The following is a 17537-nucleotide window of genomic DNA, read 5'->3' on the forward strand; positions in this document are numbered from 1 at the left end:
TGACTTATCATTTCTGAGCTTTTTATTTAAGCATATTCTTTTTCTAATCTTCTTGGATTATTTAATTTTGTAATAAATACTGCTATAAGTATTCCTATTATAGCAGGAACTATCCATCCAAATCCTTTATCTGCTAAAGGTAATACACCCATTATGCTATTTACTATAGGGGATTCTACTCCTAAAGCTTTGATTCCATCTAGTACACTTACCATAAGAGTACCATATACCGCTCCAGTATATGCTTTTTTATTTGGTATCACTCCATCAAATAGATTTAATATCACTAGTATTATGGCAACTGGATATATAACAGCTAGTAGAGGTGCTGCAAAGGCAACAATACTTTCTACTCCTACATTAGCTATAATAGCACTTAGTATTGTTGATAGTGTAACTACTAATTTATAGCTTAGCTTTCCTCCACTTATTTCACTAAATAAGTCTCCCACCGTGGCAGTGATTCCAACTGATGTAGTAAGACATGCAGCTGTTACACAAACGCCTAAAACTACTTTACCTATCTCTCCTAATATACTCCCTACTATAGCTACTGTCAAACTTGTCTTTGCCATATCTGCTGAGAATACTGAGCTACCAGTTGCTCCTAGATATAGAAGTCCACCATATACAATAGCCAACCCTGTAGCAGAGATTAGTCCTGCTCTTAAAGTGATTTTAAACTGTGTTTTTTTATCTTTATATCCTTTTTCTATTAAGGACTTAACTATTATACCGCCAATTATTGTAGATACAATAACATCCATTGTTTGATATCCTTCAGTGAATCCCTTTGAAAAGGGGCTTACCATTCCAGTATTTAACGGTGCACCTATTGGAGCTGTGATTCCTTTATATATTATAATTGCTAACATTATTAGTAAAATCGGTGTTAGTATTTTCCCTATTCTATCTATTATTCCAGAAGGCTTTATTACTAAAAATAAAGTAAGAGAAAAGAATACTATTGAAACTACAATTGGGCTTATACTTTCGAATATAGGACTTATACCCATTTCATAGGTTGTCGCTCCTGTTCTAGGAACTCCTAATAGAGGACCTAATACCACAACTGCTATCACTCCATATATTTTGTCAAATCGAGGACTTACCTTCCCAGCAAAATTCTCTAAAGTTCCCCCTGCTTTTGATATAGCTAATATACCTAATAGAGGCATTCCTATTCCAGTTAAAAAGAAACCTATCATTGCACTAAACCAATTATCACCTGCATTAATTCCTATTGAAGGGGGAAATATTAAGTTTCCTGCTCCGAAAAACATTGCAAATAAAGCTAGTCCAAGAATTATTGAATCTATATTAATTTTTTTAGTCATGATTATACCTCCAGTCTTTATATTAATGTTTTATCTTATTGAAAATCCTTTTCATTTTGTGTATTAACTGTATTGTAACACAGTCAATGACTATAACCAATAGATGTAGATATGAAGAAAAAGCAACATATCTACTGGTGTAAATGTATATATTATACAATTATGCTGATGGTTAACATAATTACTTTCCATAAATAGTAAAAACCATATAACCCTTTGAATTTTTAAGGTTAGATATCTGAATTGTAGTATATTTTCAAAATATTCCAATGACAATTATTTTTAAAAATTAATAGAAGAGAATATTAAGAATTAATTGACTATTTTAAGTTTTTAAAGAAAAAGTGAAGTGAGTTTGGGAAATCTAAGTTGTCATCCTGAATGTAATGAAGGATCTTATTTTTTAGAGTTAATACTAATATCTTTAGGGGTATAAAATAACTTAAGGAGGTAGAAAAATGGATCATCAAAAACTATATATAAATGGAGAATGGACAGAGTCAAAAAGTGGTGAGTTCATAGAAGTAGAAAACCCTGCCACAAGAGAAGTTATGGATAAGGTTCCCCGGGCTAATAAACAAGATGTAGATTATGCGGTAAAAGCTGCAAAAGAAGCCTTTGAAACTTGGCAATATACAGATTTAGAAGAGAGAATTTCTCTTATGAAAGATTTACAAAAGGAATTAGAGAAAAGAAAAGATGACATGGTAGACTGTATAGCAAAGGAATTAGGCCGTAGTAAAGGCTTTGCTTTAAATCCTCAAGTGGCTCCTCAGATAGAATCCTTTGATTCTTTTATTGAACTAACAAAGGAATATGAGTTTGAAAGAAGGTTCGATGGATTCATGGTTAAAAAAGAGCCTTTTGGAGTAGTTGCAGCCATTACCCCTTGGAATTATCCTTTATCTCAAGTAACTAAAAAGGTTATTCCAGCATTACTTACTGGTAATACAGTAGTACTAAAGCCTAGTCAACAAACTCCATTAGTTGCATATATCCTAACTGATGCTATTGATAAAGTAGGATTCCCTAAGGGAGTGTTTAATTTAGTAACAGGAACAGGAACAGGATCAGAAGTAGGAGATATGTTGTCTAACCATAAAGATGTAGATATGGTCTCCTTTACGGGTTCAGTAGATGCTGGAAGAAAAGTAGATACTGCTGCCATTGATGGTATTAAAAAGGTTACTTTAGAATTAGGCGGGAAGTCCCCAGCAATTATTCTAAAAGGAGGAGATATTGACTTAGCTATAAAGAAGACATTAAATACCGTATATAATAATACAGGGCAAACCTGTAGTGCCTATACAAGATTGTTGGTTCCTGAAGACCAAAAGGAAGAAATAGAGAAAAGAGTCATTGAAATGACTAAAGAATATAAATTTGGAGACCCAAAGACAGGGGATAAAGTAATTGGTCCTGTAGTTTCTAAAAAACAATTTGATAAAGTAGTTTCATATATTGAAAAAGGTGTAGCTGAAGGTGCAACCCCTATACATGGTGGAATTCCTAAGGATTATAATAAAGGATACTATGTAGGACCTGTAGTATTTACCGATGTTAAAAATGATATGGAAATTGCTCAAAATGAAACATTTGGTCCAGTACTAAGTATAATCACTTATAAAGATAAAGAAGAAGCTCTTAAGATAGCTAACGATATAGACTATGGTTTAGCCGGAGCAGTGTTTGGTCCCGAAGAAGAAGCATTGGAATTCGCAAAGAAAATAAAAGCTAGAAACATCCTAGTAAACGATGGAAAAGGTGGTCATAAGGCACCTTTCGGAGGATATAAGAACTCAGGTCTCGGCCGCGAAGATGGAGTTGAAGGTATTGAAGAATTCTTACAAACAAAAACTATATATATTTAATATAAATTTAAAAATGCGGGCTAGAAACCCGCATCTTCATTTATATTCCAAAATTCAATTTCTCCTACTTTTATACCCCTTACCCAATCTTCTTCTTTAAGTTTTAGTATCTCTTTACTAGGTCCAGTGACCACCATACCATATATTTTCACTCCATTTTCTTCTATATATTGTAGGTGATTATCAATAATTGGAGTTTCTATAATAGTTTTTGATACAGAATCATATTCTTGTATCAGCTTTAGTGTTTTAATAAAATTTTCGTTTCTAAGCTTGCCACTTCCGTAGTCTTCTACTTCGGGATAATGGCCTGATTCTAATACGGTTTTACTAAATAAAGGTCCTTCTTCTACTTCTCTACTTTCCATAACATAATCATCCTGATGCCACATTGTTAAGTAAGGAAATCCTATGGGAAGGTAGTAGTCTATATCTTCTTCATATCCCGTATCAACAGCTAGCCATATTAAGCTTAAGTTTTCACCTTTAAATTTCTGTAGAATTTCATCCGTTTCATATCCTTGGTCAAAAGAAAGATAAGCTTCTGCCACAGTACCTTCAGGAACTCTTTCTAACTTTTCCCATTCATAGAATTTTATTTCCCCCTTTGGATGACTAAAATCATTTATAAAATATTTATCCTCTATTTTTAAAGGATTTATACTCATTTTATTAAATAACATAGTTCCTTCAAATTCTCCTACTTTAATGCTATCTCCACCAATTCTTTTTATAAGCTTTCCAGTATAATCATTTGTGAAAAATATGTTCTGTTCGGAGTTAAGATTAATCAGTCTAACATTTGGAAGTCTAACAGATACACTATAGGTTAAGACATCTCTATAAACATCTAGTCTATTTGGTTCTCCTCCAGTATAATACACAGAACTTATAACACTAGAAACTATACATACTACTAAGAATATAGCTATAACAGTAAAAGCATTATGGAATCTCGCTTTCCATTTTCCCCTCTTTATCATTCTTCTATGTTTTTTATCAAAGATCTCCTCTTCTTTTGGTTCTTCAACCTTCAAATCCTCATCTAGAGTTTCTTGATAAATTTCTAGCTTTTCTAATTCTTTTTCTATTTCTATTCTTTCTTCTTCACTTAATTTACCTTCAAAGTAATCCTTCAATTTTTTCTTGAAATCATCACTCATCCATCCCATCTCCTTCCACCTTGTCTCGGATAATTTTCCTTGCCCTAAATACTAATACTTTAAAATAAGATAAACTAACCCCCATCACCTGGGATGCTTCCTTATAGGATAATCCTTTAAAATCACAGAGAATTATAGCCTTTCTCTGCTTATCCTTCATTGTTTTAATAATCTCTCTTACTTTGAAAAGCTCATCCTGAATAATTACTTCTTTCTCTAGAGACTTATCATCTGAGAGATTACCAAAATATTCCTTTTCTCTAATATCATTTTTGCTATTCTTTCTAACATAGTCCACATAGGCATTATGGGCTACAGTAAATAACCATGACTTCACATTATCCTCAGGACAACTTTCAAAATACATATATGCCCTGTAAAAGGTTTCCTGCATAATATCCTCTGCAATGTGCTTATTTTTACATCTCGAAAGGAGGTAGCTATAAATATCATTCATATATAGTTTATAAATATAATCCAATGAATTTTTGTTCAATTTATTTTTACCTCCTTCACTAATTAAACGTATGAAACAAGAAAAAGTTACATTTATTTATAATTCTTTTATTAGATGTACTTTTCCTTTAAGATATAAATAAAAAACACCTTGTCACACTTTAGACCCCTTTTCATATTATGTATTGGAAAGAGACAAGGAGGTGCCTTGATGAGTAACCAAAACTTTAATTGTCCACAATTACCAGGAACAGTTCTTCGTATAAGCATACCACCTGGAGCAGAAATTAATCTTCTTAATCTAATAGAATTAACTAGCCCAGGAGGAATTTGTCTAATTATTAGATTGCCTATTTTAGGTGGAACTCTAGGATTAGATTCAATAAGAAATGCTATTGAAGAAGCTGGAGGATCAGTAGAATTTCAACAGTTTTAATTAAAATAAAGGGGACCAAATAAAAAGGTCCCCTTACTTATATTTATACCACTTATGAACTTACCATTACTCCACCATTTACATGAATTACCTGTCCTGATACATAACTAGAGTCTTCTGAGGCTAAATATACATAGGCCGGAGCTAATTCAAAGGGCTGTCCTGCTCTCTTCATAGGTGTGTCTAACCCAAATGTCTTAACCCTCTCAGCTGAAAAACTAGAAGGAATTAAAGGGGTCCATATAGGTCCTGGTGCTACAGCATTTACTCTTATTCCTTTATCTATTAAGGATAATGATAAAGATCTTGTAAATGTAACAATAGCTCCCTTAGTAGCAGAATAATCTATAAGTAATTTATGACCTTCATAAGCGGTAATTGAAGCAGTATTGATAATTGTGCTGCCTTTTTTAAGATAGGGCAGAGATGCTTGAGTTACATAAAAGTATGAAAAAACATTTGTTTTAAAGGTATCTTCTAATTGTTCACTGGATATATCTAAAATACTTTCTTGGGTAAATTGTACTGCTGCATTATTAACTAATATGTCCAATTGCTCATATTCATCTATAGTTTCTTCTACCAAGTCGTAGCAAAATCTTTTATCTCTTAAATCCCCTTCTATGAGTAAACAACAGCTTCCTAAACTTTCTACTACCCTTTTAGTCTCTAGGGCATCCCTTCTTTCATATAAGTAAACAATCGCTATATCTGCGCCTTCCTTAGCAAAAGATACAGATACAGCTCTACCTATACCACTATCTCCCCCAGTAATAAGGGCTACTTTACCCTTTAGTTTTCCACTGCCTTTATAGTCAGGATTATCATAGATAGGTCTCGGTTCCATTAAGTATTCTAGCCCGGGTTGACAGGGCTGATGTTGTGGGGGAAAAGTTATAGGTACTTCTTCACATTCTCTTTCATAACCAAAGTAAGGATAACTAGGGTACATACACATATCTCCTTTTAAAATAATTTTTCTTTCTATACTATTCTTTTAAAGAAGATATGGTGAGGATAAAAGGTTTATATCAAATTATAAAGCTATAAAAAATAACTAAGATAAACAAAGGTTCATCTTAGTTATTAACAAAGTTATCTTCTAAGGTTTCAATATTACCTTGATACAATCATCCTGCTTTTGATCGAATATTTCATAGGCATGCTTTCCTTTGTCTAAAGGGATTTTATGAGTGATTATATCTGTAGGGTCTATTTTCTTTTCCTGAATTAATTTCAATATAGGATCTACATAACTATGAACTGGACATTGACCCATTTTTAGAGTTATGTTCCTTGAGAAAAAGTCTCCGAAGGGGAAGTTATTATACCTAGCTCCATATACACCTACTATGGATACTGTTCCACCTTTTCTTACTGCTTGAGTAGCCACTTCGATGGCAGATTTTGATCCCCCTTGGAGTTTTAAAAGAGTCTCTGCCTTTTCCATTACAGTCATCTTTCCATCCATACCTACACAATCTATTACCACATCTGCTCCACCATTGGTTATATCTTTAATATAATCACCTACATTATCATGTTCTTCTAAGCTTATAATCTCTACTTGATTAAACTTCTTTGCATGATTTAGACGATACCCAATATAATCTACTGCTATTATTCTACTGGCTCCCATATAGGCAGCCCATTTCTGTGCTAATAATCCCACTGGGCCACATCCTAATATAACTACTGTATCTCCTATTTTTACCCCACCATTTTCTACACCCCAGTAGGATGTAGGTAAAATATCAGTTAAGAATAATGCTTGTTCATCAGTCAAATCTTCAGGAATTATCTTCGGACCAACATTAGCATAGGGTACTCTTAAGTATTCTGCTTGACCTCCATCATACCCTCCTAAGGTTTCACTATATCCAAATATAGCTCCCACCTCTCCATGATCATTTGAATTATCACATTGGCTCCATAAATCGTGTTCACAATACCAACAGTGACCGCAGGAAATTGGAAAAGGAATTATAACTCTATCTCCTTTTTTAACACTCTTTACCTCTTTTCCTGCTTCTTGTACTATTCCCATAGCTTCATGACCAATGATATATCCTTTAGGCATATTAGGAATCATATTATGAATTAGATGTAAGTCAGATCCGCAAATCGCAGTGGAAGTAACCTTGATTATTATATCATCATTTTTTTCAATGATAGGATCCTTTACATTTTTAACTTCTACATTTTTTAATCCTTGATACGTTACAGCCTTCATAGATTCTCTCCTTTAGCTTTATAATATATAGATATTATTTGATAGCTTTGCTTTTTTATCCAAAATAATATTAATAACCTTGAATAAACTCCTCTACTACTTTATTGAATTGAGTATAATTATCCATATTCAGCATATGACCTGCCTTTTCTATGAAAACTAACTTAGAATTTGGTATAAGGTGATTAAATATTTGACCTTGTTCATGACTTACATTATTTAACTTTCCCACCATTATTAATGTAGGTACTTTTATATCTTTTAAGTAAGGTTTACTATAAAATTTAGAAGTGGCTTCCCATATTTTATTATAATTATTATGATTAGAAGTGAATTTCATCACTTCTTCATGGGTATATTCTTTCACTTCATAATTATATTTACCAAGATTTCTACATTGAAACTTTGCAAGGACAGGAATACTTAGGTTCTTAATAGTTGTTCGCATTATTCTTCTAGATAAAGATTTTTGACTCTTAGGATGGACTCCAAAAGTTGAATCTGCTAGTATAAGTTTTTTAACTCTTTGAGGGTATCTTATAGATATTGTTTGAGAAACCATCCCTCCTAAGGAGTGGCCACAAGCTATAAAACTGTCTATACTTAATTTTTCAAGAACATTTACTATCACATCTGCAAAATATTCAATAGAGTATTCTTTAGGCAGGTCTGACTCTCCATGGCCAGGAAAATCCATTGTAATGACTCTATGACTATTTTTAAAATAAGGGATTTGGTGTTTCCATTCCTTTTTAGAGAGATTGGCTGCATGTAAAAATACTATTGGTTCTCCTTCTCCATATTTATCATATGAAATTTTAATCCCATCTACTTCTATATTCAACATATATACCTCCCAATAAGAGCCCTCATATAAGGAGTATATCCACAAGTTAGCTAAGATATAATAATCCCAATTATTGTAATATATTTATTAAATAAATTAAAAAATATCTTTCTATTCTGAATATTTCGTATTCCGAAATAATGTGATATAATTCAGAGGAAACTTAATTAATGGGGGCTATATATATGAGAGTCATATTATCTAAGATAAAGAATTTCTCTAATTTCTATTCTAGCATTTCAAGTAATGCAAGATCCTTTTTAAGTATTGCTTTTTTAACCACCTTTACTATGTCATCATTTGATATCCTTTTAGGAATATATTTAAGGGATAAGGGTTTTCTAGAAGCAGAGGTAGGGGGTTTAATATCCCTTAGAACATTATCCATGGGAATAGGATCTATTCCTGCAGCTTTAATGTCTGATGCATTAGGTAGAAAAAAGAGTATAACTATAGCCATATTTTCCATCATATTAGGTGGCCTGGGTATGATAAATGTAAATAATCTATTATTTATGCAGGTATTCTCAGTTATTTTTGGATTAGGATATGCTATTATTTTTGTTATAGAAGCACCCTTTGTATATGAAAATACTACAGAAAAACAACGGGTCTCTGTATTTAGTTTGAATTTTGTTCTAAAAAATGCTGGCTTTATGACTGGAAGCCTTGTATCTGGATATACTTCAGATTTCTTTAAATTATTCTATTCTAATCAATTATCAGCTAGATTAGCCTTAGCTATATCTACTCTTTTAGTTCTTATTACATTAATACCGGTTTATAAAATTTCAGAAGATAAGAAAGATAAAAAAGAAATTAAAGTTTTTAAAGTAAAAGATTACGTTGGTATACTTACCCCTAACATAGGATTATATGTATTACATATAGCTATAATTGGATTAGGAGCTGGAATGGTTGTTCCATTCTTTAGCATATACCTAAAATATACTCTACAGGTATCTGATGGTTTAGTGGGCACTATCCTATCCTTCGCCCAATTTGGTACAATTTTAGGTGGATCTATAGTTCCTATTCTAGCAAGTAAATTTGGAAAAGTCCGGACTGTGTTAATGTGTCAATTACTATCAGTGCCCTTTTTACTATCTATAGCTTGGCCCCAAGGTATAGTTCTTATAGCAATATCTTTTTTCTTTAGATCTTCGTTGATGAATATGGCTCATCCTATAATACAAAATTTATCCATGGATTTAATAAATGAAAGAGGTAGAGCTCTTATAAGTAGTATGACTTCCTTAACTAGTAATATATTTAGAGCCTTAGGTATTTATCTAGGGGGGATAATGATGACCAAATACTCATATAATGCACCATATTATTTCACAATACTCTGCTATCTCATAGGATCTAGTGTTTTTTATATAATATTCCAAGAAAAAAAGAAAATACTACCAATTATATTTAGACAAAAAGCTGCTAAAAGATAAATTGACTATTGTTGATAGATATATTAAAATATCTACTATATAGATGTAGGGGGTATAAGTATGTTTGGATTTGGAGCAAAATATGAAAATATCACAGCAGCAGAAATAGAAAAAGAAATGGATCAGGGCGCTATAATATTAGATATAAGAAATGATCAAGCTTTTGCCTCTGGACATATAAAAGAAGCTATAAATATCCCAATAAGAAATCTTCCTTTTAATATGTCAAAGCTAGATAAGGATAAGACTGTATTAGTTATATGCTATGTAGGTGGTAGCAGCAGAACTGCAGCTAATATATTGACTAAGGCTGGATATACTGTTAAAAATGTAGTAGGGGGTATGGAGAGCTATAATGGCCCTTTAGTAAAATAAGATATCAAAAAATCCTCAATATTAAATATTGAGGATTCTATTTATTATAAAACATTTTATTTAATTCCTTCTTTTTCAAATAATACTTCACAGAATATATCAACTAATTCTCTATCATAGTGAGTGCCAGCTAAATTCTTTATTTCCTCTAGAGCATCAGGGGGAGTCATACCCTTTCTATAGGGCCTGTCCGAAGTCATAGCATCATAACTATCTGCTATACATATAATCCTAGCTTCTAAGCATATATCATCACCCTTTAATCCTCTTGGATAGCCTGAACCATCAATCCTCTCATGATGTTGTTCAATAACTTTAGATATATGTTTAAAATATGTTTTTTCTACAAGCTTTCCTCCATCCTCAGGATGTTTCTTTATGTAATCAAATTCTTCTTTAGTTAAAGAGGAAGGTTTTTTAAGTATCTCATCTGGTACATTTATCTTTCCTATATCATGAAATAATGAAGCAAACGCTATCCTTTCTACTTCATCATCTGAAAGCTTTAATCTGTTTGCTATTTCTATAGAATATGTTTGAACTCTGTCTCCATGATTATGAGTATACATGTCTTTTTTTTGACTTCTTTTTGATATTTCTATTAGTTCTTTTATATGCTCACTTATATAATGAAATACTGGTTTAGTAGTTACATATAGCAAGGTTACATCAGTGATAGATTTTACCTTTACTGCAGTTTTTAATTTGTGAACATAAAAATATTCACCTTTTTTAAGTTTTTTATCTATTCCATCTATAGACAATAGTACTTCTCCATCAGTTATATAAAAAAATTCCATTAGGTTTGGATCTTCACCCGGTTCAATAAAAAAGTGAATATCAGCTTTTATATTTTGAATCATCACTTCAGAACCGTCACCTCTAGCTATAAGACTCAAATTAGAATATTCTTGTACATATTGCTCTATAAAAGCATTATTGTCCCCTATATTTAATCCGTCTTTCATATTTACCTCCTCCGGATAAGTATTTCTTTAATTATAACATAGTAATAAATCAATAATCTAACAAGCGTAGGTTATTGATTTATTATTATACTATATGTTTTACCATGCGGGAACTATCAATGGATCTATAAATACTTCTCTTCCTCCAATTATGTACAAATCATATTGACACTCAACTGTTATTCCTAATGATTCAGCCATTTTTATAGTAGACTGAGCTTGATAATTCGTTACCATTACTAATGTATCAATAACTTTATCAATATCTTCTTCAGTCATTCCTGGTATCTCACATAATTCTTGAGCGAATTCCACCTCAGATTTTATTAGAGCATTTGTTATCTCTACCCTTCTTAATACTTTTTCTAAATTAGAATCTTCCACATCACTACTTGCAAAGGCTGGTAAGCTAACCATTAATAATACTAAAACTAATGCAATGGATATTATTTTTCTTTTCATATCTACACCTCCTTTGTGAGAGATTTAACTTATGTTGCTTTACTTATTTATTTTCGACAAAAATTTGAAAAATCCTGCATAATTTTGTCAGATCCTTTACATCTAAAAATTTAGGGCTATAGTCCTATTAAATAAGGTTTTACATTTATATTTTTACTAACAAAATACCCTTTTCTTTTTTACATAAACTATCGATATTCATTCTCCCCGTCTTTTATATTGTATTTAGTTCTCTAGTCCTATTTCCCCTCTAAAAATATTGATATAATAAATTTATAATTTATGTGAACAAAATAATAACTCATCCGTATACAGTAAATGAAAGGAGGAAGATAATGATTGAAGATAAGAAATTAATAGAAAATTACATAAATGGTAATAGATATTCTGCTGATTTGCTTATTGATAAATATCAGAATCTCCTCTATAAGCTCTGTAATAAAATATCTAAATCAAAGGATGAAGCAGAAGACCTATTTCAAGAAAGTTGGTTAAAAATATTTAAAAATATACATAAATATAATTCTTCTCAAACCTTTGAAAACTGGATATATACAATTTGTATTAACCTTTATCGAGATAAATATAACAAAAAGAAAAGGTGGCTGAATATAGTTAAAGATTATTTCAGTAATGAAAACAAAGAGGTAGAGATTAATAATTCAACTCATAATATTACCCCTTTAGAAGATCTATTACACAAAGAAGATAGATCCTCTATTAGAGCTAGCCTTAATAGCATGGAGGATAAGTACAGAATACCTCTTATACTATATTATTTTAAAGATTTATCCTATAAGGATATTGCTGATATACTAGATATTCCTGTAGGAACTGTAAAATCAAGATTAAATACATCCAAGAATAGATTAAAATCACTATTAAAGGAGGAATTTTATGGATGATAAAAAATTTGATGGTCTATTAAAAGATTATTTATCTGAGGAAATAAATGCTTCTCCAGAAATCATAAAAAGAGTTAAGTCAGATATTAAGGAGATAGATATTTTGAGATATAGAAGAGAAATAATGCCCATACTCATTATTTTAATCCTTAGTTCTCTTTGCTTTTTAATTCAAGGATTTTTAATTTTTACTGTATTTCAGTTTAGTCTTAAATAGATAATAGGTATCTTAATAAGTTATGGAGCTTTTATTAATATCTTAGCTTTAGTAATTTATTTTCATAAAAAGGAATTTAATACTTTTATAATGAAAGTTAACCAATCAATCAGAGGAGGAATATAAATGTTTATGTTTGAAACCATTATTTTTTCCATCCTAAGTTTATTGCTATTAATCTATTTTTTAGGAGTAGGTATATTTGTATATAGAGATGCTCCTAAACATGGAATGAAGAGAGGCCCCTGGGTATTAATCGCAACTCTGATTCCTAATTTTTTAGGGTTAGTTGTATATCTATTAGTTAGAAATAATACTCAAAGGGAAAACTGTATTAATTGTGGCAAATCTATAGAAAAGGATTATCAGATATGTCCCTATTATAAACATAATAGAAGACTTAAATGTGATAATTGTGGCCAGGAAATCAATGAGGAGTGGATTGTTTGTCCCTCTTGTTCAAGTAGTTTAGATAATAAAGGAGAGAAAGTGAATGAAAAATAAAAAAATATTATTATCTGTATTATTAGTAATGTTAACTTTATCTTTAATGGGATGCACCTCTAGATCTACTGGTTTAAGTATCTTAAGTAGCGGTGATATTGAGAAGGATGGAATGCATTTTAAATATAGTTACTTTAATGGTAGTAAAGAAAAAATATTTGAACTTGAAGAAGATAGTGAAATAGGCATTAATTATAATATAAAAGTAGTAAAAGGAACCCTGTCTATTGTTATATTAGATAAAGAAGAACTCACTATATTAGAAAAGAAATTCACTAAAGATGATCAAGGAAGTTTAAGTATTAATTTAGAAAAGGGACAGTATATATTAAAAGTAAAATCTGATTCTTCCAAAGGTAAATTTGATGTTAGATATGTAGAACTCCAGTAATTATTACTGGAGTTCCTTCTTTGCTACTTCTAATAATTTATCTCTTTTATTAAGACTTTCATCTTCCATAACCTTATCTAGAAGAATATTTAGAATTTCTCCTACCCGAGGTCCCTTAAAGACACCTAGGTCTATTAAATCCTTTCCATTTATGGATAAATCTTTTATAGATAATGCCTCTCTATTATCTAAAATATTCTTTATTCTATATTCTAATTTATCAATTATAGCTAACTCTTCCTGTACTTCTGGTCTTTCTATAGCTAAACTACATGAGATGTCACTTCTCATTAGAGTTAATAGCTTAATAATATTTTCTTCCCCTACTCTATTTATAAGTCTCTTTAACCCCTTATCACTTATATCATTATGCCAAATCATATGCTCTTTTACTAAATTAGATACTAAAGAGATAGCTTTTTTAGGCGCTTTTAATCTTTTTAAAATCTTTTCACTTAATTCCGCCCCTACTTTATCGTGATTATAAAAATGACCAATTCCTTCTTCATCCTTAGTAAAGGTATCAGGCTTTCCTATATCGTGAAGTAAAGCTGCTAATCGAAGTTCAATATCTTTAGGTGAGTTATCCACAACACAGAGAATATGATCAAATACATTCTTATCATGATGTGGATTACATTGATTAAAGTCCACAGTATCAACAATTTCAGGGATAATATATTTTATTACACCGGTATCTACTAAGAGTCTTATACCATTAGATGGTTTATCACTTAGAAGTATTTTTAGAAATTCATCAGCTATTCTTTCTATACTGACTTCCAATAAATTATCTTTATGCTCTTTTATATTTTTATATGTATTTTTTTCTATTTCAAATCCTAGTTCCGTAGAGAACCTTATAGCCCTCAGTAACCTTAAGGCATCTTCATTGAACCTTTTCTTGGGATTTCCTACAGTTCTAATTAATCTCTTATTTATATCTCCCCTGCCATTAAAGGGATCAACCAATCCTTTTAAATCATTATATGCCATAGCATTTATTGTGAAATCCCTTCTAGATAAATCCGCTTCTATATCCTTTTGAAACTCTACCCATCCAGGCCGTCTTCCATCTATATAGTCTCCTTCAGATCGAAAGGTGGTGATCTCAATAGGATGACTATCCTTTATCACTGTAATGGTACCAAATCTTTTCCCGATCTCTATGGTCTTTTCATCTATAAAAATATCCATAATCTCCTCGGGCAATGCAGAAGTAGTAACATCCCAATCCTTTGGTAGTCTTTTCATAAAATTATCCCTTACACAGCCTCCTACAATATAGGATTTAAATCCAGCATTATTTAATTTTTCTAATACATACATAACTTCTTTAGGCATCTCCATGATTATCATCCTTTATCTATATATCTATCCTTCATTGAATACTTTCATATAGTATTCATTTTCCTTATCAGTATTAAATCCTTTTGCCTCTATAGCCTTAATTATTCTCTTTTCAAACTCATTTGCAGATATACTTCTAAATTTTTCTACTTCTGATAAGATTGTAGTAAATATTTGTTTCCCATGAAAATCTACATTTAGTTTCTCTTCATCTATAGTATATTCCAATACATGTTCATCACCAAATAGGTTTTTATCAATAACATATAAAATATGATTTATATATTGTTTGGTATTAGCATTTAACCTTATCATCGAACTGGCAAATCCAGATCCTCCACTTACTTTCTTTAATTCTACATTATAACTTTTCATCCTTCATCCTCCTGCTAAAAATATAAATACGACAAAAAACCTTCTTACCCATTGGATAAGAAGGTTAAACTCAAAATCAACATTCTTTCTTATCAAGAGTAAAGCTCTACTCTAACCCTTAATAAGTACTTTTTAAAATATTTCATTCCTAAAATATAAGTTTATATAACTTTCTGATGATATCTATAGGGAACAAATATAATAGATGAAACAAAGTTTTGTACTATATCAATGATAAAATAGAGTATATGAATATATCTTTTATTAATTCTCGGTTGTTTATAGCTATGTACTGGTTTATTCATATATATTGATATTGCTTTTTGTCTCATTTTTATTCTCCTCTAAATAGATATTTCTAAAAGTATAATATATATTTATATATTTTGCAAGGTATTTTTTACTCTGCTAAATCATCTTTTTTCTCTGTAGTTATGTAATCTATCAGGTTTTCTTTTAAATATCCACTAAATATTATATTCTTATTCACAAGCTTATTATTAGCATCATAGTCATATATGGCTTTTAATGCCTTTTTTAAAATCTCCTGATTATTTGGTAAGTACTCATAATATTTATCATAAAGTATATTTAGGTTCTCTTTTATTTCTTCATTATCCTCTAAATAGATAAATACTTCTATTTCATTATTTTCTTTTTTATCTAGGCCTGTTTTATCAATTATATAATTTAATACTTGTCCTACTAAATAATAAAATTCTGAATCTCTAGTAAGCTCTTTCTCATCTTTAGATATAAGCACTTGGTATATAGAATAAATAACATTTTTAAAAATTGGACTCATTCTCTTCACCCTCCAATTAGAAACTCATCTAATTTATATTCTACAGGTTTCTAAAATCCCCTTTATTACAAATGTAAAATTTTCTGATAAGTGAGTATATTATTTATCTATTTACCCTGATGCTAAATAATAAAACTAGGTATTTATTGTAAATACCTAGTTTTATTAACTATATATTAATCATCATATAAACATTTTATAGATTGTTATTATTATATATACGTTTAAATATAGGCATTCTACCTCCTTTTCAGCAATATCCTTAAATTTATACTCCAATATTATTCTATTATAGGCCGTACCTGTTGACTGTGTCCACCCATTTATTAAGGTCTTTACATTCCACTATGGTTCTATTATAGGTATTTATGCTTGGGTTGAAAATGTTGTTGAAAGAAGCTTTACATTCCACTATGGTTCTATTATAGGCGACACATGCTACAGAAATAATTATAGCGAGTCCTATTTACATTCCACTATGGTTCTATTATAGGCTAGAGATATTTTATTACCTATAGGTTATACATTGAAATTTACATTCCACTATGGTTCTATTATAGGTTCTGTATTAGTTGAGTCTATATTACCTAGTGTTATAATTTACATTCCACTATGGTTCTATTATAGGACATTATTATTTTAGAGAAATTGGTACAACCCCTGTATTTACATTCCACTATGGTTCTATTATAGGTTAATGAAAACTTTACAATGAATATACAGTTATTCGCATTTACATTCCACTATGGTTCTATTATAGGCCGCTCAATATTATCTCTGCCTTATTCCTACTCATATTTACATTCCACTATGGTTCTATTATAGGACATTATATTCAAAATAATCTTAGCAGGTAGTTTCTTATTTACATTCCACTATGGTTCTATTATAGGTATTCTCTCCCTACTATATTTTGTGTATACATAGATATTTACATTCCACTATGGTTCTATTATAGGTGAACCATCACATATTAATACATCTTTTTCATTGTGATTTACATTCCACTATGGTTCTATTATAGGTATGGGTAGGGCAATAAAAGAAATATTCCTCACTATGATTTACATTCCACTATGGTTCTATTATAGGAAGGTCGTCAGTGGGATATGGCAAGTTACACTGAAAATTTACATTCCACTATGGTTCTATTATAGGGCTTTTTCTCATTGTTTAACTCGTCAAATTTATCCTTATTTACATTCCACTATGGTTCTATTATAGGAAGTCCTGCAATATTACCCTTCTTAAATTTAGCAAGATTTACATTCCACTATGGTTCTATTATAGGCTTGCAAATCATTTTCAAGGTATTTTAATTCCTCTTCTGTATTTACATTCCACTATGGTTCTATTATAGGGAGGTTTTTTGTATTCTTCACCTTCAAATTGAT

20 protein-coding genes and 1 CRISPR repeat array are annotated in these 17537 nt (G+C 30.6%); of the genes, 8 read left to right on the top strand and 12 right to left on the bottom strand.

What is annotated here, in order from left to right:
- Positions 1 to 26 precede the first annotated feature (26 nt).
- On the bottom strand, positions 27 to 1337 hold the full coding sequence (brnQ, locus tag GOQ27_RS08100) for a branched-chain amino acid transport system II carrier protein (RefSeq protein ID WP_203366342.1): 1311 nt from the start codon (positions 1335 to 1337) through the stop codon (positions 27 to 29).
- Between the two features lie 458 nt (positions 1338 to 1795).
- On the opposite strand from brnQ, the gene GOQ27_RS08105 reads away from it, so the two are divergent.
- Entirely contained in the window at positions 1796 to 3208 is a 1413-nt protein-coding gene (locus tag GOQ27_RS08105) for an aldehyde dehydrogenase family protein (protein WP_203366343.1), read from the top strand.
- A gap of 20 nt (positions 3209 to 3228) precedes the next feature.
- On the opposite strand, the gene GOQ27_RS08110 is transcribed toward GOQ27_RS08105, so the two are convergent.
- Positions 3229 to 4371, bottom strand: coding sequence for an anti-sigma factor (locus tag GOQ27_RS08110; RefSeq protein ID WP_203366344.1), 1143 nt, complete (start codon positions 4369 to 4371; stop codon positions 3229 to 3231).
- Entirely contained in the window at positions 4364 to 4867 is a 504-nt protein-coding gene (locus tag GOQ27_RS08115) for a sigma-70 family RNA polymerase sigma factor (RefSeq protein WP_203366345.1), read from the bottom strand. The genes GOQ27_RS08110 and GOQ27_RS08115 overlap by 8 nt, the downstream gene beginning before the upstream one ends.
- A gap of 171 nt (positions 4868 to 5038) precedes the next feature.
- Between GOQ27_RS08115 and GOQ27_RS08120 the strand changes: the two genes are divergently transcribed.
- Complete coding sequence (locus tag GOQ27_RS08120) at positions 5039 to 5263, top strand: hypothetical protein (RefSeq protein WP_203366346.1); 225 nt, start codon at positions 5039 to 5041, stop codon at positions 5261 to 5263.
- A 52-nt stretch (positions 5264 to 5315) separates the two neighbouring features.
- Here the strand turns inward: GOQ27_RS08120 and GOQ27_RS08125 are convergent, their stop codons facing one another.
- The 3 genes from GOQ27_RS08125 to GOQ27_RS08135 form a co-directional block, all read right to left on the bottom strand.
- Complete coding sequence (locus tag GOQ27_RS08125) at positions 5316 to 6215, bottom strand: SDR family oxidoreductase (protein ID WP_203366347.1); 900 nt, start codon at positions 6213 to 6215, stop codon at positions 5316 to 5318.
- A gap of 150 nt (positions 6216 to 6365) precedes the next feature.
- A complete protein-coding gene (locus GOQ27_RS08130; protein WP_203366348.1) occupies positions 6366 to 7496 on the bottom strand; it encodes a zinc-dependent alcohol dehydrogenase in 1131 nt (376 codons plus the stop codon).
- A 70-nt stretch (positions 7497 to 7566) separates the two neighbouring features.
- The gene (locus tag GOQ27_RS08135; protein WP_203366349.1) at positions 7567 to 8343 is read right to left on the bottom strand and encodes an alpha/beta fold hydrolase; all 777 of its coding nucleotides are present in this window, start codon (positions 8341 to 8343) and stop codon (positions 7567 to 7569) included.
- A 185-nt stretch (positions 8344 to 8528) separates the two neighbouring features.
- On the opposite strand from GOQ27_RS08135, the gene GOQ27_RS08140 reads away from it, so the two are divergent.
- Both GOQ27_RS08140 and GOQ27_RS08145 read left to right on the top strand, forming a co-directional pair.
- Positions 8529 to 9791, top strand: coding sequence for an MFS transporter (locus GOQ27_RS08140; RefSeq protein ID WP_203366350.1), 1263 nt, complete (start codon positions 8529 to 8531; stop codon positions 9789 to 9791).
- Between the two features lie 60 nt (positions 9792 to 9851).
- Entirely contained in the window at positions 9852 to 10166 is a 315-nt protein-coding gene (locus GOQ27_RS08145; protein ID WP_203366351.1) for a rhodanese-like domain-containing protein, read from the top strand.
- A 56-nt stretch (positions 10167 to 10222) separates the two neighbouring features.
- On the opposite strand, the gene GOQ27_RS08150 is transcribed toward GOQ27_RS08145, so the two are convergent.
- Positions 10223 to 11134, bottom strand: coding sequence for an HD-GYP domain-containing protein (locus GOQ27_RS08150; RefSeq protein ID WP_203366352.1), 912 nt, complete (start codon positions 11132 to 11134; stop codon positions 10223 to 10225).
- 99 nt (positions 11135 to 11233) lie between these two features.
- A complete protein-coding gene (locus tag GOQ27_RS08155; RefSeq protein ID WP_203366353.1) occupies positions 11234 to 11596 on the bottom strand; it encodes a hypothetical protein in 363 nt (120 codons plus the stop codon).
- A gap of 335 nt (positions 11597 to 11931) precedes the next feature.
- Between GOQ27_RS08155 and GOQ27_RS08160 the strand changes: the two genes are divergently transcribed.
- The 4 genes from GOQ27_RS08160 to GOQ27_RS08175 all read left to right on the top strand — a co-directional run bounded on the left by GOQ27_RS08160 (position 11932) and on the right by GOQ27_RS08175 (position 13613).
- Entirely contained in the window at positions 11932 to 12501 is a 570-nt protein-coding gene (locus GOQ27_RS08160; RefSeq protein WP_203366354.1) for an RNA polymerase sigma factor, read from the top strand.
- Positions 12494 to 12718: a hypothetical protein gene (locus tag GOQ27_RS08165; protein WP_203366355.1), complete on the top strand. Its 225-nt coding sequence runs from the start codon at positions 12494 to 12496 to the stop codon at positions 12716 to 12718. The genes GOQ27_RS08160 and GOQ27_RS08165 overlap by 8 nt, the downstream gene beginning before the upstream one ends.
- Before the next feature lie 126 nt (positions 12719 to 12844).
- Positions 12845 to 13222 carry a zinc ribbon domain-containing protein gene (locus GOQ27_RS08170; protein WP_203366356.1) on the top strand — a complete coding sequence of 126 codons (378 nt, stop codon included), beginning with the start codon at positions 12845 to 12847 and terminating at the stop codon, positions 13220 to 13222.
- Positions 13212 to 13613 (top strand): hypothetical protein, encoded by a 402-nt coding sequence (locus GOQ27_RS08175; RefSeq protein ID WP_203366357.1) that lies wholly within the window; start codon positions 13212 to 13214, stop codon positions 13611 to 13613. Before GOQ27_RS08170 ends, GOQ27_RS08175 begins: the two co-directional genes overlap by 11 nt.
- Before the next feature lie 3 nt (positions 13614 to 13616).
- Here the strand turns inward: GOQ27_RS08175 and GOQ27_RS08180 are convergent, their stop codons facing one another.
- The 4 genes from GOQ27_RS08180 to GOQ27_RS08195 all read right to left on the bottom strand — a co-directional run bounded on the left by GOQ27_RS08180 (position 13617) and on the right by GOQ27_RS08195 (position 16143).
- Entirely contained in the window at positions 13617 to 14963 is a 1347-nt protein-coding gene (locus GOQ27_RS08180; RefSeq protein WP_207751282.1) for a CCA tRNA nucleotidyltransferase, read from the bottom strand.
- A gap of 24 nt (positions 14964 to 14987) precedes the next feature.
- Positions 14988 to 15338, bottom strand: coding sequence for a hypothetical protein (locus GOQ27_RS08185; RefSeq protein ID WP_203366358.1), 351 nt, complete (start codon positions 15336 to 15338; stop codon positions 14988 to 14990).
- A 161-nt stretch (positions 15339 to 15499) separates the two neighbouring features.
- Positions 15500 to 15670 carry a hypothetical protein gene (locus tag GOQ27_RS08190; RefSeq protein ID WP_203366359.1) on the bottom strand — a complete coding sequence of 57 codons (171 nt, stop codon included), beginning with the start codon at positions 15668 to 15670 and terminating at the stop codon, positions 15500 to 15502.
- A 68-nt stretch (positions 15671 to 15738) separates the two neighbouring features.
- Positions 15739 to 16143 (bottom strand): hypothetical protein, encoded by a 405-nt coding sequence (locus GOQ27_RS08195; protein ID WP_203366360.1) that lies wholly within the window; start codon positions 16141 to 16143, stop codon positions 15739 to 15741.
- Between the two features lie 266 nt (positions 16144 to 16409).
- Positions 16410 to 17504: a CRISPR direct-repeat array (repeat unit 30 nt; unit sequence ATTTACATTCCACTATGGTTCTATTATAGG).
- Positions 17505 to 17537 lie beyond the last annotated feature (33 nt).

The organism is Anaeromonas frigoriresistens, assembly GCF_016820655.1.
Classification (GTDB): Bacteria; Bacillota; Clostridia; order Tissierellales; family SIT17; genus Anaeromonas; species Anaeromonas frigoriresistens.